The following is a 25,048-nucleotide window of genomic DNA, read 5'->3' on the forward strand; positions in this document are numbered from 1 at the left end:
GATAAGAATGTCAGGATTTTAGTTCTTTCACTTTTTCCTTTTTAGAAAGTCATCCACCCGTTTCAAATGCTCTTCGCTCTCCCAGAAGGTGCTGAAGGGTTCAATTTCATCCTCTGATTTCAACAAATCCTTTCTCTTTATATACTGGATAAATTTTCGATCATTTTTAACCAGGGCTTTCTTTAGATTTGTGAGCTTTTGATCGTACTCATTCTCTCCAAATACATCCTGAATAAGTCCTGATTTCCAAGCTGTTTCTGCATCGATCATCTTGTGCGATGCCAACCAATACATTGCTTGGTCTCTGCCTACTGTTTCCGTCAGTTTGGTGATGCCACCCCATCCGGGAGGGAGGTAAAATTTTCCTTGTGTAAAGCCAAAGGTAGCCGTAGAAATGGCAATTCTGAAATCAAAAGCTAAAAGAGTTTCCCATCCGCCGCCATACGCAGGACCATTTACGGCTGCAAGAGTCCAGCAGGGTAATTGCTCAATGCGCGACAGAACAGACATCATTCGTCGTGTCATCTCTTTTGCGCCATCAGCATCTTTTATTTGATGAAATTCGCGAAGATCGCCGCCGGAGATAAAGCTGCTACCGGCTCCGGTCAAAATAAAAAGCCTTAGTTCATGATCCTGTTCCAGTTCATCCAGAAGAGATTCAAGGGCGTTCATCACCTCAAAATTAATTGCATTCATCGCCTCGGGCCGGTTGATAGCAGCTTGTACGATGAATGGTTCTTTCTGGATGATCAGAGGCATGAATTAATCGGTTCTTAAATCTTCGTCTTGCGGCAGAGGTTTACGAACAGAGTCACGAATCCAGTTCAGGTATTCCGGGTTTCCCTCTTGCTCTGCAATATTTAAACTGACAACACAGGGAACTTCGTAGGAGTGCAGTTCTTTCACCCGTTTCGTCAGTTTTGCTACATTGCTGTAAGTTGTCTTTAAAACAAGTACCGCCTCTTCTGCAGTTTCAATCCCGTCATTCCAACGGTAGATCGAATTCATCCCATCAAGAATATTCGCGCAAGCGGCCAATCTTTCTTCAACGATTTTGGTGCCAATTTGAACCGCTTCTTCACGATTTTTTGTTGTAACGTATACAAGTCGAAGGTTTCTAAACATGGTGAGATTTATAGTTTGATTATTAGATCGAAAACTACAAAATATCGAACAATTCTTGAGTGAAATTTCTTAAAGAATTGAAACGATTTCTAAATCAAAAATTCAATTTAAAAGAGTAAATTTTTGATATCAGCAAGTAGTTGAAACCAGAGGTGAAAAACCGTATTTTATCAGGCTCCGATAAAAATTTATTGGAATTTCGCGAGAGTGGCGGAATTGGTAGACGCGCCAGATTTAGGATCTGGTACCTAAACAGTGTGGGGGTTCGAGTCCCCCCTCTCGTACCATAACAATTTAAATTTTCTAAAATAATCAGGTAAAACAAGTGGAACTATCCGTTGAGGAAATAACCTCTGTAGACAAGGAGATCACGATTAAAGCCAATCGGGAGGATTTGTCTCCTAAGTTTGAAGAAGCTTACAAGAAGTATAAATCTCAGATTCAAATGCCGGGTTTCCGCCCGGGACGAGTGCCGATAGGGCTTATCAAAAAACGATTTGGCAAAGAAATTGAGATGGAAGAGATCAACAGCTATGTTGAAGAAGTCTACGAAAAACAGATTGTTCCCGAACACGAACCCGTCGGTGAGACACAAATGCTGGATCTTACGTGGGAAGATGACAAACTCGAAGTGGTTTTTAAAGTAGGTGCCAAGCCGGAATTTGAGTTGAAAGACCTCAAAAGCATCACTGTAGATAAAATGGTGCATGATGTAACCGACGAAGAAGTGGAAGAGGAGATTGAACGTACACTACAGCGCCAGGGAAACTGGGAAGAAGTTGACGGCGAGATCACCGAAGAGAGCCGGGTTACCGTAGATGCAGTTTCACTGGATAATGAAGGAAATGCCATTGAAGGGGAGAAAGATGAAAATCAAAAGCTGGATCTTCGTCAGGATGCCGCTGAAGATTTTAGAAAGCATCTTGTTGGCCATAAAGTGGGCGACGTTGTAAAAATGGAGTTGGGCGAAGAAGAAGAGGTTGACCGGTTTGAACTTCATGTGAAGAAAGTTGAAATCAACCATGAAGCAGAACTGACTGATGAATTTGCCCAGGAGCAATCCAACGGCCAGGCTAAGAATGTAGATGAATTCAAGAGCTTCATCAAAAGTAAAATGCAGGAATATTACGATCAGTCATCCGGTGATATGTTCCAGCAGGATGCCGTTGAAGAGCTGACCGATGCTCACGATTTTGAGGTTCCGGATGTTATGCTGGAGCAAGTCAAAAATAATTTTGTTGAGTACGCAAAGCAGCAATCCGGCGGGAATTTACCTCCTAATTTTGATGTTGAGCAGTACAAGGAAAACATGAGCGACCAGGCAAAACAACAGGCCAAGTGGGCGTTCATTAACGAGAAGCTTCAGGAGAAGTTTGAGGATATTGAAATCAAACCGGAAGATATTGATGAGTTTATCGGGATTGAAGCCGCCAAGTACGGAGCTACAACCGATCAGTTGAAAAGCTATTACGCTCAGAATCCATCGCAACTTGAAAACCTGCGAAACAGCATTCGCGAAAATAAAGTTTTTGATAAATTGAGTGAAGAGGTTACTATCAATGAACTCTCTAAAGAAGATTTTCGTAAGAAAAGAGAGGAAAAAAATGAGAATCAACAAATACCACAACCGTAGTTAAGCTATGAACTTCAAACAACCCCTTTTTGAATTGCCCGAAATGAGCAGCGTTAGCCAGTTTCAAAATAACCTTGTGCCCATGGTGGTTGAGACCACGAACAGGGGAGAACGTGCTTATGATATCTATTCAAGACTTCTTAAAGATCGTATTATCATTTTGGGTACTCCCATTAATGATACCGTTGCAAGTTCAATTGTAGCTCAGTTACTTTTTCTGGATTCACAGGATTCTGAGAAAGACATCAATCTCTATATTAATAGTCCCGGCGGGGTAGTTTCTGCAGGAATGGCTATTTACGATACCATGCAATATGTAAAGAGCGATGTAGCTACAACATGTGTGGGTATGGCCGCTTCTATGGGCGCTGTTCTTCTTACTGCCGGTGAGAAAGGCAAGCGCCACGCACTTCCTCACTCGCGTGTAATGATTCACCAGCCATTAGGCGGTGTTCAGGGACAAGCCAGTGATATCGAAATTGAAGCCCAGGAGATTATCCGCCTCAAAAGAGAATTAAGCAGAATTTTGGCAGACCATTCTGGCCAGGATATCGAAAGAATTATTGAGGATTCAGACCGTAACAAATGGATGACTTCTGAAGAGGCTCAGGAGTATGGCCTGATTGACCACGTAATGAAACGTGACGACAGTAAAGAGAAGTAATTATTTACATTTTTCTGGTTTTTCCACAGAAGGAATTACCATAGCTAATCCGAAATATTTTCTGAAAAATTGCTGAGATTGCATACTTTAAAGCAACAAAAACAGAACTATGAGTAAAAAGAAAGATAACGATTCGGTCTATTGCTCTTTTTGCGGGCGATCCAGCCATGACGTAAACTCAATGGTTGCCGGACCAGACGTATACATCTGTAACCACTGTGTGGAAGATGCATCCAGCATTATTCAAAGTGATTTGTCTTCACTCGCACGTCGGCGGGAAAAACAGTACAAACCGATCCTGAAACCGGTTGAGATAAAGAACAAACTCGATGAATATGTTATTGGTCAGGACGGGGCAAAAAAATCACTTTCAGTAGCTGTTTATAACCATTACAAAAGAATTTCCAGCAGCTCGGATATTCAGATCGACGATACTAAAATTGAGAAGAGTAATATTATCCTTTTGGGGCCAACCGGAAGTGGAAAAACTCTTCTTGCGCGTACACTAGCAAACATCATTGATGTACCTATTACCATTGCAGATGCCACTGTACTTACTGAGGCCGGTTATGTGGGTGAGGATGTAGAGAGTATGCTCAGCAATTTATTGCAAGCCGCCGATTATGATGTTGAGCGGGCTCGCAAAGGAATTGTCTATATTGATGAAATTGATAAAGTAGCGCGTAAAAGTGATAATCCATCTATTACGCGGGATGTTTCCGGCGAGGGTGTACAACAGGCTTTGTTAAAAATCCTGGAAGGCACAACAGCCAATATTCCTCCAAAAGGTGGAAGAAAGCATCCTGAACAGAGTTTTATCCAGCTTGATACTTCGGATATTCTTTTTATTTGCGGTGGCGCTTTCAGCGGGCTTGAAGAAGTAATCGCCCGCAGACTTTCTACAAGTGCTATGGGTTTCCATTCACAGGATCAGGTGAAGTTTGACAAAGACGATCCCAGAATTTTTACCAATGTAGAACCCGAAGATCTTCAAAAATTTGGGTTGATTCCGGAACTGATCGGTCGTTTGCCAATCATTTGTGGACTCGAAGAGCTTTCTGATGATGCAATGATTGAAATTCTGCTTAAGCCAAAAAATGCAATTACAAAACAGTACAAAAAACTGTTTGCCATGGAAGATGTTGAGCTTGAGTTTGAAGATGATGCACTTCAGGCAATTGTCGAAAAGGCAAGGGAACGAAAAACCGGTGCCAGAGGCTTGCGCTCAATCCTTGAGGAAGCCATGCTGGAAATTATGTTTGTGATTCCATCGATGAAGAATGTAAAACGGTGTATTATTACGCGCGAAACCGTTGAGAAAAAAGCACCTCCCGTCTACGAAAAACATAAGGCAACAGCTTAACGGGTAGAAGTAGCGCAAAAAATATCAAAGTGTGCCGTTGCACTTTTCATGTAGGTTTGGCGAATTAATCAGGTTTCCTGCCGTTTAAATAGGCTTGTACATGAACACACTATTTCAATCCAGCCGGATTAAGATTATTCTCGTCTCCCTTCTGGTTCTTCTGGCAGGTGCTTCCTTTATTTACAACCAAATTCTGATCAACAGAATCATGGATCAGGAGAGAAAGAGTATAGAGCTATGGGCAAAAGCTTTTGAATTCAACTACGACCCGGTACATCTCGAGGTTAGTACAACGTTGAACCGGGTGGCAGATATGCTCAGCATGTATCCAAATGTACCGGACAGTTTGGCAAGAATGATTCGGTCGGCAGAGTCAGCCAGAACTACGGAAGACTTTGTTACACAAGAGTTAATTCGCCAACCTGATCTCTTTAATATTCCGGTTATTGTGATGGATGAATCCGGATTTGTTGTTTGGTATCGGTTTATTGAAGATGAGAATGCCGACATACAAGCCCTGGCCGAACGGTTTGCTGAATTCCAGGACCCGATTACCATTACATTCGGAGAAGAGAATCAGATGCAAAACCAATACATTTATTATGGAGAGAGCCCAATGATTCGGTACTTACGATTTTTTCCGTACGTACAGTTTGGAATTTTAGCTCTCCTTTTGGGCATCGGTTATATAACGTATAAAAGTATTACGCGTTCAGAACAGTCGAACCTTTGGGTTGGTATGACCAAAGAAGCTGCTCATCAGCTGGGAACGCCGCTTTCCAGTATTTATGGCTGGCTTCAACTCCTGAAAGATAAAAATCACGAAGACGAAGAAACACTCTCCATTGCCTATGAGATTGAAGATGATGTTTCGCGGTTGAAAGGAATTGCGGAGCGGTTTAATAAAATTGGTTCACAACCGGAACTAAAACTGCTGCATCCGGAGCCTATTATTGATGATGTGATATCTTATATGAAACGTCGCCTCCCTCAACTTGGAAAAGCCATTGAAGTTCGGAAATCCATACGAACAGATGTTAAAGCCCATATTAATCCCGAACTATTTCAGTGGGCGATTGAGAACCTGATCAAAAATGCGATGGATGCCATCAAAGAGACAGTGGCCGGGGCTTACGTTTCCATTTCCGTAAAGAAAGACGGCGGACAAATGATTATCGACGTGGAAGATTCGGGTTCAGGTATTGACAGAAAATACCAAAAAGAGATTTTCAAACCGGGCTACAGCACCAAGAAAAGAGGTTGGGGATTAGGTTTAAGCCTCACCAAACGAATCATTGAAGAGTACCACAAGGGAAGGGTTTTTGTATACACATCAGAGGTAAACAAAGGTACCGTAATTCGTATTACCCTTCCGATTTAGTCTGCATAACCTCGCTTTGTGGCATAATCCATCAATTCAGCTTTCAGCAGATTTCTTCCCCGGTGTAGCCGAGACCGAATAGTTCCGATGGGCACATCCAGCATGTTTGCAATTTCTTCGTAAGTGAAGTCTTCTACATCACAGAGCAGTACAACCGTTCGGAAATCTTCCGGAATATTATCAAGTGCCTGAGAGAGCTCATCGTCAATTAACTCCCGGAACATTTTATCTTCGAGATCAGATGTTTCTGTCCTTTCAGCACGGATTGTTTCGTAGAAAGTAGCCACTTCATCATAGTCCACTTCTTGTGGCTTTTTGGATTTCTTTCTGTAATTGTTGATGTAAGAATTCTTCAGAATTCTAAACAACCATGCCTTGGCATTGGTGCCTTTTTCGTAACTACTGAAGAAACGATAAGCTTTCACAATGGTGTCTTGAACGAGGTCTTCCGCATCGTTCGGATCTGAGGTCAATCTCAACCCAAAGTTATATAATGCATCCAGGTGAGGAATGATCTCTTCGTTAAAATCTTTCTGTTTTTTTACTTCTTTTTTTGTGAGTTCTGCCATCCCTTTTCTTTACTTGTCAGAACAGATTTTAAATAGTGAATCATTTACGTATCTGAAGAAAATTTATTTCAGATACCTTGGTCAGAAATTACAACTAAGCAAACGATTAATCTAATTGATAGAATTGATCGTATTTGTAGATATTATTTACATCCCTTTTGATTAAGTGAGCTATTAAGTTTCCTTACATTTGTGAAATTACAAAAATGTCGTAAAGTGCATGTGTCCACGCCGCAATCCCAAAACCACGTGTAACATAAATAACATTTAGAGCTAAGCCAAATAAAAACCTGAACAAAAAAGATCCCACTGTAAAGGAATCTCCAAATTGGCCTACATAATGAACGCCGCTAAATATAAGGGCCGCAATGAGTGCCGCGATTGCATAAGCTACTCCTCTCTTCGAAAAAAAATTCATCAAGACATATGATAAACCTCCAACCAGGATAACTCTGAAAAATAATTCTTCGTAAAGCCCGGCTCCTAACGACAAGGCGAAAAGTTGAACTTTATTCAGCGCCTCTACTGTATTGTATACTTTCATTGTCAGAATTGTTTCCAGCAGACCAATAATCACAATGGTTACCAATACTGCATAAACTGCCGATTCAAGGATCATCGACAAGAAGTATTTCTTTTTTAGATGAGAAAGATCTGCCCGTTTTATGTAGAGAATAATGGCCCCTATCACGGCAGCTACAATGAGAGTAGCTGAGATGGCATTTACTCCCAGTGATTGAAAAATGGATTTAAACCAGACATCAATGGAAATTCGTACAGCCTGTTCGGGAGGCTGCGAAACCAGAATAAGAATTTCATACGCTATCAGTAACGGTACCGAAATCAAATAGCTGTATAAAATCCCCCGGGTCTGTTCCAGGTATGATGTTGAAGTTTGGCGCAATGCTTAATTATCGAGATAAATGGTAACTTCGGGCTGTTCGATGCTTGAAAAACCTAGCATTTGAAAAGCCTTTTGCGACAGTTTCAGGCCGTCACCCGAATGTCTGTCATTTACACGTACGAAAACTCCGCGGCCGTTGGATGGGTTTTCTATAAAAATAATATTGCCGAGAGCCATGTTGGAATGGGCAGCAGTAAGTTGTTGAGGGTTATACAGTTCTCCGCTGGTTGTGGGGTTCGCCCTGTCATTCTCTCCATAACTCATAACCGGTACCGTTCCCAGATTTTCAAGGTTGGCATCCGGGCGATAAGGGTTGTTGAAGTTTCTTGTAGGTGGAAGAAGTACGGTGATTTGCTGGCCGGACGAAATATTATCAGCATTCATGCCGGGATTTAAAGCTTCAAATTCACTTCGGGTCATATTGAACTTGTCCAGTACTCTGGAACTATTCTCGTTACGCTGAACTCTGTATGTAGAAAATTTCCCCTGGGGGGTTGAATCTTCAGCTCCTTCAGCAATTGAAGGTGCCGTCTGGATTTTTCGAACGGTGATTCGTTGACCCACCCGAAGCATATCATCCTGAAGATTGTTGATCTGCCGAAGTTCGTTAACGGTCATATCGTGCTGGCGGGCAATTCCGTAAAGGGTGTCACCGCTTTTAACAGTATAATTTTCACTCTCGGCTGCCGATTCCGAATAGCGTTCAACAATGGATGTTCGCTCTGCCTGATCCATCTGTTCAAGATCATCAATTGATGGCTGTTCTGCTTCAGCACTTTGCGGGTAGATAACCAATTCGGTTCCGGCTTCGAGGCTGGTGCCTTCAAAGTTATTCCACTCCTGTATCTCAGCGATCGTTACATTGTATTGTCTTGAAATTCCAAAAAGAGAATCTCCCGGTTTTACTTCATGTAAAATGCTTTCGTCATTAGATTGCGGAACAATTACCAGCACCTGGCCGAGACGAAGGGAGTTCGATTCAAGATTATTCCACTCTTTCAATTCGCCAACCGTTACGCCGTAAGTTCGGGAGATGCTAAACAGCGTTTCTCCCTGTTTTACAATGTGTTTCTGATTGGTTTGTTGAGCATAACCTGAGAAAACCAATCCAAAAGAGAAAACCAGCGCAATCAGTGAGATAAGTACGAATTTTTTATAAAGTGGAATCATCATTTGATTCAAAATTTAGAGATTCAAGAGCATCTTTTAATTCAAGAGCCGTTCGTTCATTTTGTTGTTCTTTAGCAACTTTATAACCATCAGTGAATAACTTTTTGGCTTCTTCGAACCGGCTCTGCCGCTCATACAGTTTGCCGAGATGATAATAAACGCCCAGATAATCCGGATCTTGTTCTAAAACGGATTCAAAGAGCACTTTCGCTTTTGTTACGTCATCTTTTTTTAACAGTTCCAGTGCAAGGGCAAATTTTGTGAATGAATCGTCAGGATTTTTTTTAAGTGATTCAGCCAGTTCGCGGATTTTCTGGTTGTTATTCTTCATGATGATAACGTTCAAGAATTTCTTCCATTGAATCGCCACCGAATTTTTCCAGGATAGCATTGGCAAGGACGGGCGCAATAACGCTTTCTGCAACAACAACCGCCCTGGGCAGTGCGCAAACATCAGATCTTTCGTACCGTGTATCTTGCTCTTCTTTGGTATCCAGGTCTGCTGTTTTCAGCGGTTTGATCATGGTTGGAATCGGCTTCATAACACCCCTTAAAATAATCGGCATGCCGGTTGTCATTCCGCCTTCAATTCCACCGAGACGGTTGGTTCTTCGCTTGAAGGAGCCGTTTTCATGAATGATTTCATCATGCACATTGTGTCCGTGAGTTTTTCCGGCATCGAAGCCAAGCCCGATTTCAACTCCTTTCATCGCTTGTGTGCTCATGATAGCCTGTGCTAAAAGTCCGTCCAGTTTTCGATCCCAATGAACGTAGCTGCCGAGGCCGGCAGGAAGGCCTGTGACAATAATTTCATAAATACCGCCAAGGGATGTTCCTTCTTTTCGTTTTACTTTTATTTCTTCTCTCATCTGGTCGCTGAGTTCGGGATCAAGACAGCGAACGTCTGATTCATCCGCTTCTTTATAAATGGATTCCGCACCTTGATCGGCCAGAGGATCAGCAATAGTCCGAACAGCATTCCAGTTTTCATATCCGATAGATCCCAAATGAATGACATGGCCGCCAATCTCAATGCCAAGTTCTTTCAGGAATTTTCTTGCAACAGAACAGCAAGCTACACGCATGGCTGTTTCTCTTGCACTTGACCGCTCTATGACCGGACGGATATCATCAAACTTATACTTCTGGACGCCTACAAGATCGGCATGTCCGGGGCGGGGAAGGGTAATGCGTTCAATGTCACCGCGCTCGCCGTCTTTTGCCATTACTATGGGCCAATTGCTGTCATCTTTTTCATAGGCCCGGTTGGTCATCAAAAAAGCAATAGGGGCTCCGGTGGTTTTTGAAAAGCGTACACCGGATTGAATATTTGCATGATCTTTTTCAAAGGCCATTCGTCCGCCGCGGCCATAGCCTTTCTGGCGACGAATAAGATGCTGCTCAATGTAATCTTCAGTTAATTCAAGGCCGGCGGGAACGCCTTCAACAATTCCTGTAAGTCCCGGTCCATGGGATTCGCCTGCTGTAAAATATCGAAACATTAAATAGGGGTATAAAATTAAAGATGTAAGTTAATAAAGAGTCGTGGGAAAAATAAGAGTTATCAAGACGAACTGCTTGGCACTTATCAAGCTTAATTATTGTTGAGCCTATAGACGTTCTAAAATTCCTTCACTTTGTATAAACCTTTTGTAGTTTCAGGTGTTCACGAATAAGTACCTTTGAATGTAGCCACATTTTGGATAAAACTTTTGTAATATAATCGGATAAAATTTTCAGAATGACAGAACAGTTACGCGAAATATTTTTGAAAAAGATGATACTGCATGCGCGTATTTAAAGAGTTAGGCCAGTACAGTTCACTGCTTTATCAGGCGCTTCGGTCGTCAACAGAATTTGGTACCTACCGGAAGAATCTCTTCCAGGAATTGGTGAAGGTCGGTTACGACTCTATTCCAATTATTATCTTGGTTGGCGTTTTTACCGGATCTGTAATGACACTTCAATCCGCCTACCAGCTTGAGTCGGCATTTATTCCCTTATCCACGATTGGAGCTATCGTTTCGCAATCTATTTTGATAGAGCTGGCCGCTGTAATTTCAGGACTTGTGCTTGCCGGTAAAGTAGGAGCAAGAGTTGCAACCGAGCTGGGTACCATGCGGGTTAGTGAACAGATCGACGCGCTTGAATCGATGGGTTTTAATTCCGTGTCTTTTTTGGTTGTGCCACGCGTATTGGCCGGCATCCTGATGTTTCCAGTCATATATATTGTAGCAGGCGTCTGCGGATTGGGAGGAGGACTTCTTGCAGGATATTTTTCCGGGCAGGTTCCGGTGGCCGATTTTCTTGAAGGAGCCCGAATGTATTTTTATCCCTGGGATGTGGCGTTCGGTATCGTGAAGTCGTTTGTTTTTGGTTTTATTATCACCTCCATTGCATGCTATAAAGGATATTTTGCAACCGGAGGAGCCGAGGGAGTGGGAAATAGCACTACCCAGGCTACCGTATTGGGATGTATTTATATTCTTTTGGCAGACTTTCTCTTAGCAGCTTTATTACTATGATCGAAATTAAAAACCTGAAGAAAAGTTTCGGAGACCTGCTTGTCTGGGAAAACGTATCCTTTTCCATTGAGGATGGTGAGACGATAGCTATTATTGGACGCTCAGGTTGTGGGAAATCCGTACTTTTAAAACATATCAACGCACTTTTAACGCCTGATGAAGGTGAGGTTATCATCGACGGAAAAAATATCTTTGAACTCGATTATGTTGATAAGCGTTTATTGAGGCAACAATTCGGTGTACTTTTCCAGGGTTCAGCTCTGTTTGATTCCATCAATACATTTGAAAATGTAGCCTTCCCGCTTCGTTATTTCACCGATCAAGCGGAAGAGGAAATTGAGGAAAATGTGATGCGGGCCCTTAAATATGTGAATCTTGAAGGTGCAGCCAGTAAAGAAACTTCCGAACTTTCCGGAGGGATGAGAAAACGCGTGGGATTGGCAAGAGCCATTATCCTGGAACCCCGGTATATTATGTATGATGAGCCGACATCCGGCCTTGATCCCCAAACTTCAAACGAAATTAATGGATTGATTATTGAAATGGCTGAAGAGTTCGATATCACCTCCATTGTAATTTCGCACGACATGCACAGCGTTCTGGAAGTTGCGGACAAAGTTGCTTTTCTGGATCAACAAAAGCTAAGTTGGCACGGAACAATCGATGAGATGAAAAAAAGTGATCAACAGGATTTGGTTGATTTTATAACAGCCAGTGAATATCAAATTAAAGGACATTAAATATGAAAATGAGTAATGAAGTAAAAGTGGGAATTACCGTTTTCCTGGCTGTAGTTGTGGCCATTATCGGGTTTCGGTTCATGAGAGATATTCCCATTTTTGGCACCTCCCTGAAGCTAACCACTACGTTTGAAAAAGCGGATGGAATCAGTTCGGGAAGTCTTGTTTATATAAAAGGTGTGCGGGTTGGATCTGTCAGTGCTGTAAATTTAACTCCGGAAAATAATGTACACGTAGGCATGAGTATCGATACCGACGTAAATATTCCCCAGGGTTCTACAGCTATACTCACATCGTTGGGAATTGTAGAAGGGAAATCAATCGTTATTGAGCTCGGTACCGGCTCCCAATATCTTGAAAGTGGCGATGAAATTCCCGGTGAGTATGCCCAGACGATCATGGAAACCCTGGGTTCTCAAGGTGAACAGTTGGGGGGTGATGTCTCGAATTCCATCAACGAATTAAACCAATTTCTGCGCCAGTTAAATAAAACGGTTGATGACGAGACCAGTGCGAAACTAAACGAAACGCTTACCAATTTACTGGAATCGTCAGAAAGTGTGGCAACTCTGTTGCAGGAAAAACAGGATGAGATTGATTTAGCCATAGAATCTGGAAGCCGTGTGATCAGCCAGTTGGATACACTCACTACAAACAATCGCCCAAAAATTGACAGCCTGATAACATCTATCGAAGAAAATGTAAGTGAACTCTCGAAGGTACGTGAAGAGCTTGAAACAGCCACTGCAAGCCTGAATGAAATCTTGGATAAAATTAATCAGGGTGACGGCACGATGGGTAAATTGATTAATGACCCCTCCGTTTATGACAATCTCGATTCTCTTACCATTGAACTAAACAAACTGGTGAAAGGCATTAACGAAGATCCCGGCCGTTATTTGAAACACATGAGAATTTTCGAAGTCTTTTAATTGCAAGTTGTTCGAATAATCTTGCCTGACTGATTCCGTTGTTCTTCGTACAGAGTTATTGTATATTTCGGGGCTACAAAACAAAGCAGATTTTTAACAGATAAATAAGATTTTTTGAGGTTTTCCTATGGGTGTAATGGAAAAAATGAGAAACAGTACAACGACCATTTTGTGGGTGCTGATTTTCTCATTTGGGATTTTATGGATTTTGGCCGATACGCAGGTTTTTGATGCATTGACCGTGGGCCCAAGATCTTTGGGTAGCGTGAATGGCGAACCCATTTCTTTGGATGAGTACAACAATCGAGTCAACTTCTATACGGAGCAGTATAGCCAGAATACCGGCAACTCCATGACTCCGGAAATGCGATCGATGTATGAGAATCAGGCGTGGGAAGACCTTGTTGCGGCTGAACTCATTCAGCAGAAAATGAATGAACTGGGAATTACGGTTACCGATAGTGAATTACTGGAAATGGTTACCGGCGAAAATCCGGCGCCATTTATCCGGCAGCGTTTCCAGACCGAAGATGGCAGTATTGACCGAATCGCTCTTCGTGCCGCTATAGAAGCTCCTGAAAACAGCGAAGCATGGATTATGGTTGAGCAGCAATTGCGTGACAGCCGACGACAGGAAAAGTTAAGCAACTATATTTCTTCAGGGCTGAAGGTAAATGCACTGGAAGTAAAAAATGAATACATCAGGGAAAACTCGTATGCAGATATTCGATACCTCCGTTTCCCTTATGCAGATGTGTCTGATGATGAAATAACGGTTACGGAAGAAGAACTTCGTGATTATTATGAGGATTATCAGGATCAGTTCGAACGTAGTGAAACGTATCGCTTCAGATATGTAAGCTGGGACAAGACTCCGACCGCACAGGACACGACGAATATCATCGGCGAAGTGGAAAATCTTCGTACGGCTTTTGCAAATGCGGAAAACGATTCACTCTTTTTAGACCGCTATCAGTCTGCTGTACAGTTTACCGGTGCCTATGTAGCTGAAGACGAAATTCGTGAAGAATACCAGCCGGTTGTTGATTTGGAAGTGGGTGAAGTTTCTGAGGTTGTAATGATTAACGGTAATCCATATGTCTTCAAAAAAGTAGATCAGCGCGGAAATGAAATTAAATTTGGCGTTCTTTCCTATCCTGTCATTGCTGATCCGGTTGGAACCGTTGACCGATTGGCCGAGCAAGCCAGTGAGTTTGAGTTTTATGCATCATCAGAAGGATTTGAAGAGGAAGCCGAACGCCGCGAATTGGAAATTCGGGAAGGAACCGCTACCCAGGAAACAGCTTTTATACCCGGAATTGGTCAGAGTCAGCAGACCATGCAGGCGCTTGAAAATTTAAGCGAAGAAAGTATTTCGGAAGTAATTGAGCTAAACAATCAGTTTATCGTGGTTCAAATGCTTCAGCGAACACCAGAAGGTGCCCGTCCGTTTACAGAAGTACGAAGCCAGGTTGAGACGATCGTCAAAAACCAAAAGAGGATGGATATTATGCTTGAGCGGGTTCAGCAGATGTATCAAAGCAATTCAGATTTGGAAGCATTGGCTGCAGCCTCAGAGAAAGAGATTCAGGTTGCTGAAGATCTTCGAATGGCTGCAACCCGAATTCCTGATGCCGGCCGTGAAGTGAAAGTCATTGGTAAAGTTTTCAGCATGGAACCAGGTTCTACTTCGCAACCCATCCAGGGCGAAAACGGTGTGTACGTTGTTGAAGTGACCGAGCTCACAAAAGCCGATCCCGCCAGCATTACGGAAGCTGAAAGGCAACAAATTCAAGCCAGGCTGGAGCAGCAGAAATTTATAACATTTAACCAGATATTTCTCGATCAGTTAAAAGCCGAAGCAGATATTGATGACAACAGAAGTCAGCTTATTCAATAAGTTTAGATTTTGCTGAAATGATTTACAGGGTAAGGGAATTCTCTTACCCTTTTTTATTTTTAGGAGTAGTTACTTTATAATCAATTCCGGTATAAATACTTTTTGATTTCAATCGAATATGACCGCCAAACAAGATAAAATATGGATGCAACGCGCACTCAGCCTCGCTGAAAAGGGCAGGGGATATGTTTCGCCAAATCCGATGGTTGGTTGTGTGATTGTTTCAGAAGATGGAGATGTAATTGGCGAAGGATATCATGAGCGATATGGCCAGGCACACGCAGAAGTGAATGCGGTAAGGAGTGTGAAGGATTCATCTCAACTGAAGAATGCTACGGTTTACGTTACGCTTGAACCCTGTTCTCATCACGGAAAAACACCGCCCTGTGCCGATTTTTTAGCTGCGAAACCGATTAAAAGAGTGGTGGTAGCAATGACTGATCCGTCGGAGAAAGTCAATGGAAAGGGACTGGAGCGAATACGAAAAAGCGGAATAGAGGTGGATACCGGAATTCTTCAAAAAGAAGCCCGCCAACTGAACGAAAGCTGGCTTCACTACCTGGAATTTGATCGTCCGTTCATTACACTCAAAATTGCCCAAACCGCTGATGGCTATATTGCAGCACCTAACGGCGACTCGAAATGGATCAGTTCAAAAGAATCCCGCGAACAGGTTCATATCTGGAGGAGCCAGAATGATGCGGTGATGGTTGGACGAAATACAGCGCTGTACGACAACCCATCATTAACTGTACGATTGGTGGAAGGACGACAGCCAAAGCGTGTGGTGATTGACGGTCCGTTCTCACTGCCAAGAAATCTGAATCTTTTTTCGGATCAGTTTGAGGAAAAAACGTTTATCATCACCCATAATAAAGAGAAATCTCAGGCTGAAGCCGACCCGATGCTGAAGATGTTTCAAAGCAACTATTTTCGGGGTGAAATTATTCATGTGGAAGAAGTAAATGGTCATTCCCGATTGAAAGAGGGGATGAGAAAGCTGGCTGAGAAAGGAATCACATCGTTGCTTGTTGAAGGCGGACAACAACTCTCTTCGGCTCTTTTGAAGTTGGGAATTGTAGATCGTTTGCAGCTTTTTATCGCACCAAAATTATTGGGTGGCGGTACGAAATCAGTTATGGGTTTGGATATCAACAGGATGGAAGATATCGTACCTTTCAAAGAGTTCAGCTGGTCACAATCCGGACCGGATATGTTATTAACTGCAGATCTTTAAACGATGTTTACAGGAATTATTGAAAAAGTCGGTACCATTCAAAAAGTATCTCAAATGGATGGGGGAAAAGAGCTTACGATTCAGGCTCCTTTTGCGAATGAGGTTCATGTAGATGAAAGTATTGCCGTAAATGGAGTCTGTCTAACCGTGGTTTCTTTTGATGAAGAATCTTTCCACGTTCAAGCTGTAGACGAGACGTTGCGAAAGACCAATCTTGGTTTGTTACAAGAAGGTGATCCTGTAAATCTTGAGCGATCCCTGACTCTCGACAAAGCCGTGGAAGGACACATGGTTCAGGGACACGTGGACACAACCGGCACCATCAAAAAAATCCAGAAAGAAGGAGTGGATCTACTGATTACTGTTCAGTTTCCGGAAGAGTTCACCGATTACATTGTTGGACGCGGCAGTATTTCTATCGATGGAATAAGTCTCACGATAGCCCGTGAAAATGGGAATGAATGCACCGTTGCCATTATCCCCTACACGTGGGAACACACGAACCTTCATTCTAAGCAAGAAGGAGATCCCGTAAACCTGGAATTCGATATTTTTGGCAAATACATTGTGAAGTATCTGCAAAAACATCAGGGAAAATAATTTAAATGTCAGTTTGAACGCAACGAACGTTTCAACTTCGGCCGATCTAAAAGCAGACAGGACTGCGCTCAAACTGACGTTGAAGTCAAAAATTTACTTCACCGTTTGGCACAACTCCACCAACACGCCATTACTGCTTTTCGGATGCAGAAAGACAATCTGTTTTTTATCTGCACCGGGTTTTGGGGCATCACTTAAAAGTGTAAATCCTTCCGATTTTAGACGCTCAATTTCGGCGTGAATATCTTCAACTTCGAACGCTACGTGGTGCAATCCTTCTCCCTTTTTTTCAATGTATTTTGTGATAACGGAATCAGGGTCAGTTGCGCCTAAAAGTTCTACTTTTGATTGACCTGTTTGCAGGAATGCTGTCTCAACTTTTTGACTCTCAACAACTTCTTTTTTGTAGCAGGGAGTATTCAGGAGTTTCTCATATGTTTCAATTGCCGTTTCAAGGTCTTTTACGGCAATACCAATGTGATCAATATGCATAATTCTAATTTTTTTTGATTAATGATCATTTCTCTCAAAATGTTCTATTTGTAAACTATTCAGCCACCGGATGAGTGTCAATAAGGGAAACTCTGAAATGAAGGTTGGATTTAGTCAGTTGTTGGTTGTTAGTAGTTTTTTCTCAATTTTCCGACAACCGACAACCGACAACCGACAACCGACAACCGACAACCGACAACCGACAACCGACAACCGACAACCGACAATGAAAATTGCAGCCATACAACTCAATAGTCAGCCAGATCTTGAACACAACATGGAAGCTGTCTACAAATCTGTGAAAAAGGTGGCCAAAAAGGGAGCTAACCTGGTGGCTCTTCCTGAGAATTTTGCATTTATGGGAAATGAGAAAAAACGACTTGAGCAAGCTGATAAAATTTCCAAAACGGTTGAAGAATCACTGTCTGAATGGGCAAAAGAATTTGAGATTTATCTTCTTGGCGGTGGATATCCGGTTCCGGCTGAAAATGGTAAAGTGTTCAACCGGGCAAAGATGATCAATCCAAAAGGAGAAGACATCGCCATTTATAATAAAATTCATCTGTTTGATGTAGAGCTTTCCGAAAAAGAGACCTACAGAGAATCGGATATGGTTCAGTCAGGTAAAGATATTGTGATAACGAATCTTCCCGAATTTGAAATGAAAATCGGATTATCGATCTGCTATGACGTTCGTTTTCCAGAACTCTATCGGCAGATGACAAAAGAAGGCGCTCACATTCTTTTTGTGCCGGCGGCTTTCACTAAACCTACCGGAAAGGCTCATTGGGAGATTCTTTTGAGAGCACGTGCCATTGAAAACAGCGCATTCGTGGTAGCTCCGGCTCAAACCGGCAGCCATGGGAAAAAGCGGAAAACTCATGGACACGCCATGATCATCGATCCGTGGGGAAAGATTCTCTCAAATGCGGGAGTAAAGCCGGGAATGGCAATGGCAGAACTGGATATGGAAACGCTGAAAGATGTCAGGCGAAAGCTGCCGTCTTTAGAGCATCGGGTTCTTTGAAAACCATGATTTAGAAAAACTATTCCATTCGCTCATAAACAATGGTATAGTCACTTTCCACTCCCCCAAAAGTGAGCGTATCATTTCTAACTGAGATTTTCTCACAGATTTCATTTTCCGGATTCACAAAGTAAGTCTCATCATTCGCTGCTGAATCTGGCAAAAAAGGACATTCATTGGAGATTTCAAAAGGTTTAAAAGACGGAGGTTCTATCACGCCTTCTTCGGTAAACTTGACGGTGGAATCCTTAAATTCTGCTCTTCGAAACGGATATTCAGGTTCTCTCCATGAGCCCTGTAATTCTTCAATCAGAAGATTGGTATCCGCCTGAGAAGAATCCTGTTGAATTTCCTCAATCTCATTTGTATTGATTTCACCGGACAGGTCTTTTTTCTCTTCACAAGCAGTTATAAAAGCCAAAATGATAACCAGAACAAGATGAATTGTTTTCATATCTGTAATGAATGACAGTTATAATTTTCGGGACTTTCTATTGTATAGGCCGGTTGCGTTCTTTTGTTGCAGCACGCACCATCAGAAACCCTGGAATGGACAGCAATGTCTAATTCAGCTATTTGTGATCTTGGGGCTTATTGATGCGGAACGACTGGAGACTATTAATTCCGAGCCATTTTTAAGTTCGATTTTATTCGGATCATCTCACCCAGTGTTCGAGTTGTAGGAACCAATTCCGGCATGTTGATTTCATCAGCCATCCGGGCAACTTCAAGGTTCAGGCTCTCAATTTCAGTTCTTCGTTTATTACGGATATCCTCGTAGGTGGAGATAAGTTGTCCGTCTGCGCGCTGGCTGATCAGAAGTAATGTCTGTTCAATCTCTTTTTGATCCAGTTTAATATCATACTTTTCAGCGACGGCCACACATTCTCCTATAATGGTTTGAGCCATTTCAAAAGCCTCGGTATTTCGCTGAAAAATGCCATTGTCGATTTCCAGCAGCGGACAAATGGAATTAAACGCACAATTGATGATCGCCTTATTCCAAACAATAGTCTCAATATTGGGTTCGCTTCGAAAACCGAAATAGGAGGTATGTATTTGTTGAATGATTTCCTCCGTGCCGGCATTGTCTCCCTCAAGATTTCCTACAGGAGATTCCGTAACCGTTTTAAACGACACCTCATGAGTACCGGTAACCTGGCTGGTGGAAAACAACACGCAACGGTATACTTTCTCGAAATCATCGAAAGGCCGTTCAATATTGAGTCCGTTTTGCAGAAGAACAATGGAGAAATCGCCTTCTTTGTGCCGTAATTTTTCGGCGATCGCGGTATTTCCAAATGCTTTGGCGGTAATGAGTACGATCCCATTTATGTCAGACAAATGGCTGAATGTAGTGGTTTTGACGGTTTGCCGGGAAACCTGATCATCTTGTCCGTAAACGGTGATGGTATTTTCTTCTTCAGGTTGATGATCTACGCTGCCTCTGACAAGAATGGCATCTCTGTTTTCCAGTTTCAGAAAAACAGCCAGTGCTTTTCCAATCGCTCCCGATCCAATGATATAAATTGCAGGATTTTTCATGTCCTAAAATAAAGAGGAAAAATGAAGTTTATTGATGAATTTCTGTCACCCGTTTTGCATGAGGAATTCTATATAAAATGGGTAGCTATAGGAGCGGATCAGTTCAGTTTAGTGGCGTATTTTTCCAGTGTTTCCAAGAATTTGCTTCTGTCATCAAGATAGATGTTGGCCATAAAAATGATCCCTCTTGTTTGATTAAAAAGCAGGTTGGTACTTACACCAGGATCATCTCCATCATGGCCCATATATCCATTAGGATAGAGATTCCAGAATACTCCCTTATTTCGATCGGCTAAATTGAAATTATCTGGCACATTTTCATCGGAAAATGCAGGACTGAGCATTTTCTCAAAAGATGCTTGGCTTAGCAAAGAAGACTGTCCATTAAATCCACGTATCATTTCAAAAACATATTTACTTAAATCTGAGGCAGAGGTTCTTAATCCTCCATCCGGATAGGTTGTAAGGGAGTAAAATGGAAATGCTACGTCCTTATTTAGATATGGAATTGCGTGATTATCCATTGGAATTTCTTCTAAAAACCATGAAGAATGATCCATTTCAAGCGGCTTTAGAATGTGTTGTTGGGTAAAATCTGAAAAGGATAAGCCAGATTTTATTTCAATTAAGTATGCTGCCAAGGCAGAACCAATATTGCTATAATGATATTGTTCTTCAGGTTTACTCTCCGAGAAATTATGGTTGTTATATAGAAAACCTTCTTTGCTTAAATAGCTTTGTAAAAAAGCAGAAAGTGTGGAATACTGTAATCCCCCCGTGTATCCCAATTCATCCAGGATCGTAATTGCTCTTTTGTCAGTAGAATCAGTTTTAATGAATTTATAGGATCGTGGATAAATGCTTTCATTATCAATAATACCCGAAGTATGCGTAGCTAAATCTTTTACCTTTATTATCTCCTCAGGGAAAAAGGGGTTTATGACTTTAAAGGGCAAAATATCATTAATGCCTGTCTCCAGGGTAAAATAATTGAGCTCAACGGCTTTCATTAGTGCGACTGCAATAAATGTTTTACTGACAGAACCGATATTTACAATTGTTTCTGCTGTAAATGGCCGATGGGTTTCAAGATTTGAATATCCAAATCCCTTTTGGTACAGAATCTTATTTTTATCCGTGATTACTACATACATCCCCGGGATGTTGTATTGTTCAGATAAATGAGCTAGGTCAGCATCCAGGCTATCGCTATAATTCTGTGCAACAAGATTGGATATCGGGAGTGCAGTAAATCCAATAAGAAATATTACACAGTATATTTTTTTCATGGAGATTATTCTTAAATCAAAAAATAGTAGAATTACCCCAACTCCACAGCCTTCCCGGTCTTCACAGACTCATCACTTGCCAATACAATCTGAAGCGTATGAACAACCTCTCTCAAATGGTCGGAGAGATCTACATCTTCTTGGATCGCTTTCAGGAAATGCTCCTGTTCAAACTGGCAGAGTTCATCGTGACTGGCTTCGTCCGGCGCGTCGATGATGTCATCTTCTTTGGTGAGTTTTCCGTTTTCATCTTTTTCTGAATGATGGAGTCTGAATTTTTGGACCGACACATGAGATTCAACCTCTGCAGAAGAGCCGCGCGGCAGATCAAACGTATTTTTGCTGATGCTCACGCTTCCTTTGGGGCCGATAATATCCTTCACGAAATAGGCTTGCTCGCTCATCATCGGTCCCCAGCCGGATTCGTACCAACCGATAGATCCGTCATCAAACCGAACCTGCAACTGACCATAATTGTATTGGTCTTCAGCAATTTCGTCACTTAATCGTGCTCCAATGGCATGCACGCTGATCGGCTTGGCTTTGGTCATCTGGCACATCACATCCACATAATGAACGCCGCAATCCACGATGGGCGACATTGCCTCCATGATATTTTTATGCACATTCCACTCGCTGCCCGTACTCTGTTGATTCAGGTTCATCCGCATCACGAGAGGCTTGCCGAGTCCTTGGGCCAGATCTATGAATTTTTTCCATCCGGGGTGATGCCTGAGAATATATCCAACCACCACTTTCTTGTTCGCTTTCTCAGCGGCGGCAACAATCGCTTCGGCATCTTCAACTGTTTCGGAAATCGGTTTTTCGACAAAAACATGCGCTCCGGCTTCCAACGATTTGATCGTGTATTCAGCGTGCGTCTTCGGGTAGGTACTGATACAAACCGCATCCGGAGAGGTGGAGGCAAGGGCGTCATCAAAATTATCAAACAAGGGGAGACCACCGAGTTCATCGGAAAGTCTCTGTTTGCTATCGCCGCGACTAACCAATCCTACAATGTTAAAATCATCCAGCTTATGATATGCGCGGGCATGTGAAGCTCCCATGTTTCCGCATCCTACGACGAGTATGTTAATTTTATGAGACATTGATTGTTTGGTTTAATGGTTTAAATAATTTTTATTGAAGCCGAATCGAGTCAAAGTATCGTCAGTTCGAGCACAATGTAACGAAGTGGAATGTAGTCGATAAGTCCCAATGGCTAGGGAGTTCTCGACTTCGCTCCGCTGCACTCGAACTGACGGTATTATTAGTAAATCTAACCCTTCACCCGGTTAAAACTCATTGTTTTCAGCATCCAGTCGGGCAGTGGTTTTTGGTGTTTCCTTTTTTTCAGATTAATAAACCATCCCCACTTTTTCATGATTGGCACTCTGTGCGCTTCAACAAATTCGATGAGTGTGCCATCAGGATCTTCGATGTAGGAAAACTGACCGGCGGCTTCGCCCATATCAAAAGAAGAGGAGCTGTCTACTGTAAATGGAAATCCAAGTTCTTCGCATTTGGCCTGGAGCGTTTTCATATCGTTGACATCAAAGCAGATATGAATAAATCCCGGATCGCCCCAATATCTTCCGGCATAAATTTTCCGGGGTTTTCGGTTTAATGACTGAACCAGTTCGATATCAATATGACCAAAAAGCCGGCTGAATGCACCATCATCTTTTTGTTTTTTGCGAAGGAGAATCCGGCGGAATTCATGGTTTTCATCCAGGTCGGAGAAGGTTCCGGTCTCATTATAAATAATTTCATCAAAACCGAGTGCGATTGTGTAGAGTGGGAGAACGGCATCAATGTCGCTGACCCCAATTACGGCTCCGCAAACACCACCTGTAGAGTGTTTTCCTTTTGTAAACCAGGAATCTCCTTTAACCGCCTGAAACAGGTTGCCGTATGGATCTTTGGTCCAGAATGTCTGCTCACCATTCGGGAGTTTGTGAAGAGGAGAGAGTGTTTCATTGCCCAGGGCCGTAAAATGGTCATGAGCTTTTCGTACATCTTTACATTTAATTTTTACGGCGTTAATTCCAAAATCGCCTAATTGAGGTTCAAACTGGCAAGGTTCCGGTGTGCGGCTTTTAAATTGCCAGATTTCGAATCCGCCGCCGCCGCTCATATTAATTGCCAGAACAGCCCGGCGCGAGTGGGCATCGCCACCGGTGTAGCGGGTCATGAGGTTTGCGGTGGCTTCATCATCAAAAATGGGAACATCTGTACCAAAAAATTTGCGGTACCACGGCCAGGCTTCATCAATATTTGTAACTCCAATTCCAACCTGTTGAATCCCGGTAATTAATTGACTCATAGAAATATTTTTTATTAGTGTGATCCGAAGGCCTAATATAGCAAAGCTTCAGAAATTTTTAGGGGATGGATTTCTTCGAAATGAAAATTATGAATGATGGATTTTGAATGTTGGATGACTTCTTTACATCAAAAAAATAAAAGCCATCCTGCAATGTTAGCAGGATGGCTTTTTTAGTTAGCGGGATAAATTTTAGAGAGTGAGAAACTACTCAACATCCCACCAGAGGCGCCCATATAAATTGTTTTCACCTCCAAACTGTCGGTCTACCGCCTGCTGATAGTTCTCGGTGTTATTCAGAGCTTCATCCGATGTGTAACTCTGTCGCAGCGGGACATCTCGGCCAAGGGGACTCACCATATTAGCCGGGTAACCGGTTCTTCGGTATTCGGCCCAGGCTTCAAACCCATGAAGGAAAAGATGCACATATCGCTGCTCGGAAATTCTCTCAATAGAATTTGCAGAATCATAAGCAATTTCCGGCTGGGCTATAAAACTGGATGCTTCAGCTGAGCTTCCGGTCCACTGCAGAAGTGAGTTTTCGATAGCTGCATTGTAATTACTTTCGGCATCTTCGCCAATCCAACCCCGTGCGGCGGCTTCTGCCTTTGCAAACAGTACCTGTGCATAGGTCACAAGATATACCGGTGCGTCCTGCTCGTACATATCGGAACCCAGCAGAGAATAATCGTTCGGATCAATTCCTTCTTCGGGTGTGCCAAATGGCAGGCCAATGTATTCGGTTTCGTTACCCTGAGGCAAATCTCCGTAAAAGGAAAGCCGCGGGTCATTTACCGGTTTCATCAGGCTGACGAGCCCTTCACTAAGCGCCCACCAGTCCCTGGAAGTTCGCACGACCTGGTCGTACCAAAAGCTCTCATTGTCTTCATTTGCAAGATGTTCGAAAATGAAACTGTCGTCATTCGATGTCATGACTCCATCATTCAGAGCAGCATTAAACTCCTGCTGAGCCAGCTGCGGATTAACTTCAGAAAGGCGCAATGCCATAAGTAAACGAACGGTGTTACTAAATGTAATCCACTGTTCCATATTACCTTCATAGATAACATCGCTTCTTAAGGAACTGCCTGTATTTATTTCATCTTTTGCTTCTTTCAGAAGAGCAAATAAACTGTTATAGATCGACTCTTGTGTATCATATACAGGAGTGAACTGATCAGCTCCCATCAGAGCTTCCGAGTAGGGGATGTCACCCCAACGGTCCGTCATATGCCAGATAAAATAAGCCTTCAAGATTTTAGCCACGGCAATCTGATTGTCGAGTGTTGAATTATCGATAGCCGTTTGAAGATTTATGAGCGGTTCCTGATAGAACCAGTAAAAGCTTGTAGCTCCTTCCTGGTATAGAGACCCGTCTACATAAATGGTCTGTGAGAGATATTGGGCATTATATTCTCCCTGCGGGGTTGAATTGTACCCGCTTGAAGGTGCAGAACCTAATGCCGGTAACCATAACATCGCATTGGCGATGAGTTGAGTAGGATCCGCATCACTGGGCAAGTTCGGGTTTTTGTTGATGTCATCATCAATACTGGTAACATCACAACTGCTCAGGAAAAAAGCTATAATCGTAAAAGGTATAAGTAATTTCTTCATCGTTCTGTT

25 protein-coding genes and 1 tRNA gene are annotated in these 25,048 nt (G+C 42.5%); 12 read left to right on the forward strand and 14 right to left on the reverse strand.

Annotated elements, in window-relative coordinates:
- Positions 1 to 27: 27 nt before the first annotated feature.
- The gene (locus L0B18_RS06695) at positions 28 to 759 is read right to left on the reverse strand and encodes an enoyl-CoA hydratase/isomerase family protein (protein ID WP_234570615.1); all 732 of its coding nucleotides are present in this window, start codon (positions 757 to 759) and stop codon (positions 28 to 30) included.
- Between the two features lie 3 nt (positions 760 to 762).
- Complete coding sequence (gene cutA, locus L0B18_RS06700; RefSeq protein WP_234570616.1) at positions 763 to 1,125, reverse strand: divalent-cation tolerance protein CutA; 363 nt, start codon at positions 1,123 to 1,125, stop codon at positions 763 to 765.
- A gap of 201 nt (positions 1,126 to 1,326) precedes the next feature.
- Between cutA and L0B18_RS06705 the strand changes: the two genes are divergently transcribed.
- The 5 genes from L0B18_RS06705 (at position 1,327) to L0B18_RS06725 (ending at position 6,166) form a co-directional block, all read left to right on the forward strand.
- Positions 1,327 to 1,412: transfer RNA gene (locus L0B18_RS06705), tRNA-Leu, on the forward strand.
- Between the two features lie 38 nt (positions 1,413 to 1,450).
- Positions 1,451 to 2,758 carry a trigger factor gene (tig, locus tag L0B18_RS06710; protein ID WP_234570617.1) on the forward strand — a complete coding sequence of 436 codons (1,308 nt, stop codon included), beginning with the start codon at positions 1,451 to 1,453 and terminating at the stop codon, positions 2,756 to 2,758.
- A gap of 43 nt (positions 2,759 to 2,801) precedes the next feature.
- The gene (gene clpP, locus L0B18_RS06715; protein WP_255695610.1) at positions 2,802 to 3,422 is read left to right on the forward strand and encodes an ATP-dependent Clp endopeptidase proteolytic subunit ClpP; all 621 of its coding nucleotides are present in this window, start codon (positions 2,802 to 2,804) and stop codon (positions 3,420 to 3,422) included.
- 109 nt (positions 3,423 to 3,531) lie between these two features.
- A complete protein-coding gene (gene clpX / locus L0B18_RS06720) occupies positions 3,532 to 4,785 on the forward strand; it encodes an ATP-dependent Clp protease ATP-binding subunit ClpX (protein ID WP_234570618.1) in 1,254 nt (417 codons plus the stop codon).
- A 100-nt stretch (positions 4,786 to 4,885) separates the two neighbouring features.
- A complete protein-coding gene (locus L0B18_RS06725) occupies positions 4,886 to 6,166 on the forward strand; it encodes a sensor histidine kinase (RefSeq protein ID WP_234570619.1) in 1,281 nt (426 codons plus the stop codon).
- Here the strand turns inward: L0B18_RS06725 and L0B18_RS06730 are convergent.
- The 5 genes from L0B18_RS06730 to aroC all read right to left on the reverse strand — a co-directional run bounded on the left by L0B18_RS06730 (position 6,163) and on the right by aroC (position 10,311).
- Positions 6,163 to 6,735, reverse strand: a complete 573-nt coding sequence (locus L0B18_RS06730; protein ID WP_234570620.1) for a sigma-70 family RNA polymerase sigma factor — start codon at positions 6,733 to 6,735, stop codon at positions 6,163 to 6,165. The two genes, L0B18_RS06725 and L0B18_RS06730, sit on opposite strands and share 4 nt — an antisense overlap.
- Before the next feature lie 184 nt (positions 6,736 to 6,919).
- Complete coding sequence (locus L0B18_RS06735) at positions 6,920 to 7,639, reverse strand: CPBP family glutamic-type intramembrane protease (protein ID WP_234570621.1); 720 nt, start codon at positions 7,637 to 7,639, stop codon at positions 6,920 to 6,922.
- 3 nt (positions 7,640 to 7,642) lie between these two features.
- The gene (locus L0B18_RS06740; protein ID WP_234570622.1) at positions 7,643 to 8,812 is read right to left on the reverse strand and encodes a LysM peptidoglycan-binding domain-containing protein; all 1,170 of its coding nucleotides are present in this window, start codon (positions 8,810 to 8,812) and stop codon (positions 7,643 to 7,645) included.
- Positions 8,793 to 9,140, reverse strand: coding sequence for a tetratricopeptide repeat protein (locus L0B18_RS06745; protein ID WP_234570623.1), 348 nt, complete (start codon positions 9,138 to 9,140; stop codon positions 8,793 to 8,795). Before L0B18_RS06745 ends, L0B18_RS06740 begins: the two co-directional genes overlap by 20 nt.
- Positions 9,130 to 10,311 (reverse strand): chorismate synthase, encoded by a 1,182-nt coding sequence (gene aroC / locus L0B18_RS06750; RefSeq protein ID WP_234570624.1) that lies wholly within the window; start codon positions 10,309 to 10,311, stop codon positions 9,130 to 9,132. The genes L0B18_RS06745 and aroC overlap by 11 nt, the downstream gene beginning before the upstream one ends.
- A 285-nt stretch (positions 10,312 to 10,596) precedes the next feature.
- Here aroC and L0B18_RS06755 point away from each other — a divergent pair, with 285 nt between their 5' ends.
- The 6 genes from L0B18_RS06755 (at position 10,597) to L0B18_RS06780 (ending at position 16,743) form a co-directional block, all read left to right on the forward strand.
- Positions 10,597 to 11,334 carry an MlaE family ABC transporter permease gene (locus L0B18_RS06755; protein WP_234570625.1) on the forward strand — a complete coding sequence of 246 codons (738 nt, stop codon included), beginning with the start codon at positions 10,597 to 10,599 and terminating at the stop codon, positions 11,332 to 11,334.
- Positions 11,331 to 12,074 (forward strand): ABC transporter ATP-binding protein, encoded by a 744-nt coding sequence (locus tag L0B18_RS06760; protein ID WP_234570626.1) that lies wholly within the window; start codon positions 11,331 to 11,333, stop codon positions 12,072 to 12,074. Before L0B18_RS06755 ends, L0B18_RS06760 begins: the two co-directional genes overlap by 4 nt.
- 2 nt (positions 12,075 to 12,076) lie before the next feature.
- The gene (locus tag L0B18_RS06765) at positions 12,077 to 13,006 is read left to right on the forward strand and encodes an MlaD family protein (RefSeq protein WP_234570627.1); all 930 of its coding nucleotides are present in this window, start codon (positions 12,077 to 12,079) and stop codon (positions 13,004 to 13,006) included.
- A gap of 127 nt (positions 13,007 to 13,133) precedes the next feature.
- A complete protein-coding gene (locus L0B18_RS06770) occupies positions 13,134 to 14,906 on the forward strand; it encodes a SurA N-terminal domain-containing protein (RefSeq protein ID WP_234570628.1) in 1,773 nt (590 codons plus the stop codon).
- Positions 14,907 to 15,024: 118 nt separating this feature from the next.
- The gene (ribD, locus tag L0B18_RS06775; protein WP_234570629.1) at positions 15,025 to 16,143 is read left to right on the forward strand and encodes a bifunctional diaminohydroxyphosphoribosylaminopyrimidine deaminase/5-amino-6-(5-phosphoribosylamino)uracil reductase RibD; all 1,119 of its coding nucleotides are present in this window, start codon (positions 15,025 to 15,027) and stop codon (positions 16,141 to 16,143) included.
- Between the two features lie 3 nt (positions 16,144 to 16,146).
- A complete protein-coding gene (locus L0B18_RS06780) occupies positions 16,147 to 16,743 on the forward strand; it encodes a riboflavin synthase (RefSeq protein ID WP_234570630.1) in 597 nt (198 codons plus the stop codon).
- A 93-nt stretch (positions 16,744 to 16,836) separates the two neighbouring features.
- Here the strand turns inward: L0B18_RS06780 and mce are convergent, their stop codons facing one another.
- Positions 16,837 to 17,235 carry a methylmalonyl-CoA epimerase gene (gene mce, locus L0B18_RS06785; RefSeq protein ID WP_234570631.1) on the reverse strand — a complete coding sequence of 133 codons (399 nt, stop codon included), beginning with the start codon at positions 17,233 to 17,235 and terminating at the stop codon, positions 16,837 to 16,839.
- A gap of 226 nt (positions 17,236 to 17,461) precedes the next feature.
- Between mce and L0B18_RS06790 the strand changes: the two genes are divergently transcribed.
- Positions 17,462 to 18,262, forward strand: a complete 801-nt coding sequence (locus L0B18_RS06790) for a carbon-nitrogen hydrolase family protein (protein ID WP_370647532.1) — start codon at positions 17,462 to 17,464, stop codon at positions 18,260 to 18,262.
- A gap of 19 nt (positions 18,263 to 18,281) precedes the next feature.
- Here L0B18_RS06790 and L0B18_RS06795 read toward each other — a convergent pair whose 3' ends face one another.
- The 6 genes from L0B18_RS06795 to L0B18_RS06820 form a co-directional block, all read right to left on the reverse strand.
- Positions 18,282 to 18,716 (reverse strand): hypothetical protein, encoded by a 435-nt coding sequence (locus L0B18_RS06795; RefSeq protein WP_234570633.1) that lies wholly within the window; start codon positions 18,714 to 18,716, stop codon positions 18,282 to 18,284.
- A gap of 164 nt (positions 18,717 to 18,880) precedes the next feature.
- Positions 18,881 to 19,807, reverse strand: a complete 927-nt coding sequence (locus tag L0B18_RS06800) for a ketopantoate reductase family protein (RefSeq protein ID WP_234570634.1) — start codon at positions 19,805 to 19,807, stop codon at positions 18,881 to 18,883.
- Between the two features lie 98 nt (positions 19,808 to 19,905).
- Complete coding sequence (locus L0B18_RS06805; protein WP_234570635.1) at positions 19,906 to 21,096, reverse strand: serine hydrolase domain-containing protein; 1,191 nt, start codon at positions 21,094 to 21,096, stop codon at positions 19,906 to 19,908.
- A gap of 32 nt (positions 21,097 to 21,128) precedes the next feature.
- Positions 21,129 to 22,205, reverse strand: coding sequence for a Gfo/Idh/MocA family oxidoreductase (locus L0B18_RS06810; protein ID WP_234570636.1), 1,077 nt, complete (start codon positions 22,203 to 22,205; stop codon positions 21,129 to 21,131).
- Positions 22,206 to 22,375: 170 nt separating this feature from the next.
- Positions 22,376 to 23,422 (reverse strand): VOC family protein, encoded by a 1,047-nt coding sequence (locus tag L0B18_RS06815; protein ID WP_234570638.1) that lies wholly within the window; start codon positions 23,420 to 23,422, stop codon positions 22,376 to 22,378.
- A gap of 207 nt (positions 23,423 to 23,629) precedes the next feature.
- Entirely contained in the window at positions 23,630 to 25,039 is a 1,410-nt protein-coding gene (locus L0B18_RS06820; protein ID WP_234570640.1) for a SusD/RagB family nutrient-binding outer membrane lipoprotein, read from the reverse strand.
- Positions 25,040 to 25,048: the final 9 nt, after the last annotated feature.

Origin of the sequence: Rhodohalobacter sp. 614A (genome assembly GCF_021462415.1) — a bacterium.
In the GTDB taxonomy this organism is placed as follows: domain Bacteria; phylum Bacteroidota; class Rhodothermia; order Balneolales; family Balneolaceae; genus Rhodohalobacter.

Excerpts from the sequence above, each read along its gene's own strand:
- L0B18_RS06695 (WP_234570615.1), bottom strand. The coding sequence starts at position 759 with ATGCCTCTGATCATCCAGAAAGAACCATTCATCGTACAAGCTGCTATC.
- cutA (WP_234570616.1), bottom strand. The coding sequence starts at position 1,125 with ATGTTTAGAAACCTTCGACTTGTATACGTTACAACAAAAAATCGTGAA.
- clpP (WP_255695610.1), top strand. The coding sequence starts at position 2,802 with ATGAGCAGCGTTAGCCAGTTTCAAAATAACCTTGTGCCCATGGTGGTT.
- clpX (WP_234570618.1), top strand. The coding sequence starts at position 3,532 with ATGAGTAAAAAGAAAGATAACGATTCGGTCTATTGCTCTTTTTGCGGG.
- L0B18_RS06725 (WP_234570619.1), top strand. The coding sequence starts at position 4,886 with ATGAACACACTATTTCAATCCAGCCGGATTAAGATTATTCTCGTCTCC.
- L0B18_RS06730 (WP_234570620.1), bottom strand. The coding sequence starts at position 6,735 with ATGGCAGAACTCACAAAAAAAGAAGTAAAAAAACAGAAAGATTTTAAC.
- L0B18_RS06740 (WP_234570622.1), bottom strand. The coding sequence starts at position 8,812 with ATGATGATTCCACTTTATAAAAAATTCGTACTTATCTCACTGATTGCG.
- L0B18_RS06745 (WP_234570623.1), bottom strand. The coding sequence starts at position 9,140 with ATGAAGAATAACAACCAGAAAATCCGCGAACTGGCTGAATCACTTAAA.
- aroC (WP_234570624.1), bottom strand. The coding sequence starts at position 10,311 with ATGTTTCGATATTTTACAGCAGGCGAATCCCATGGACCGGGACTTACA.
- L0B18_RS06755 (WP_234570625.1), top strand. The coding sequence starts at position 10,597 with ATGCGCGTATTTAAAGAGTTAGGCCAGTACAGTTCACTGCTTTATCAG.
- L0B18_RS06760 (WP_234570626.1), top strand. The coding sequence starts at position 11,331 with ATGATCGAAATTAAAAACCTGAAGAAAAGTTTCGGAGACCTGCTTGTC.
- L0B18_RS06765 (WP_234570627.1), top strand. The coding sequence starts at position 12,077 with ATGAAAATGAGTAATGAAGTAAAAGTGGGAATTACCGTTTTCCTGGCT.
- L0B18_RS06770 (WP_234570628.1), top strand. The coding sequence starts at position 13,134 with ATGGGTGTAATGGAAAAAATGAGAAACAGTACAACGACCATTTTGTGG.
- ribD (WP_234570629.1), top strand. The coding sequence starts at position 15,025 with ATGACCGCCAAACAAGATAAAATATGGATGCAACGCGCACTCAGCCTC.
- L0B18_RS06780 (WP_234570630.1), top strand. The coding sequence starts at position 16,147 with ATGTTTACAGGAATTATTGAAAAAGTCGGTACCATTCAAAAAGTATCT.
- mce (WP_234570631.1), bottom strand. The coding sequence starts at position 17,235 with ATGCATATTGATCACATTGGTATTGCCGTAAAAGACCTTGAAACGGCA.
- L0B18_RS06790 (WP_370647532.1), top strand. The coding sequence starts at position 17,462 with ATGAAAATTGCAGCCATACAACTCAATAGTCAGCCAGATCTTGAACAC.
- L0B18_RS06795 (WP_234570633.1), bottom strand. The coding sequence starts at position 18,716 with ATGAAAACAATTCATCTTGTTCTGGTTATCATTTTGGCTTTTATAACT.
- L0B18_RS06800 (WP_234570634.1), bottom strand. The coding sequence starts at position 19,807 with ATGAAAAATCCTGCAATTTATATCATTGGATCGGGAGCGATTGGAAAA.
- L0B18_RS06805 (WP_234570635.1), bottom strand. The coding sequence starts at position 21,096 with ATGAAAAAAATATACTGTGTAATATTTCTTATTGGATTTACTGCACTC.
- L0B18_RS06810 (WP_234570636.1), bottom strand. The coding sequence starts at position 22,205 with ATGTCTCATAAAATTAACATACTCGTCGTAGGATGCGGAAACATGGGA.
- L0B18_RS06815 (WP_234570638.1), bottom strand. The coding sequence starts at position 23,422 with ATGAGTCAATTAATTACCGGGATTCAACAGGTTGGAATTGGAGTTACA.
- L0B18_RS06820 (WP_234570640.1), bottom strand. The coding sequence starts at position 25,039 with ATGAAGAAATTACTTATACCTTTTACGATTATAGCTTTTTTCCTGAGC.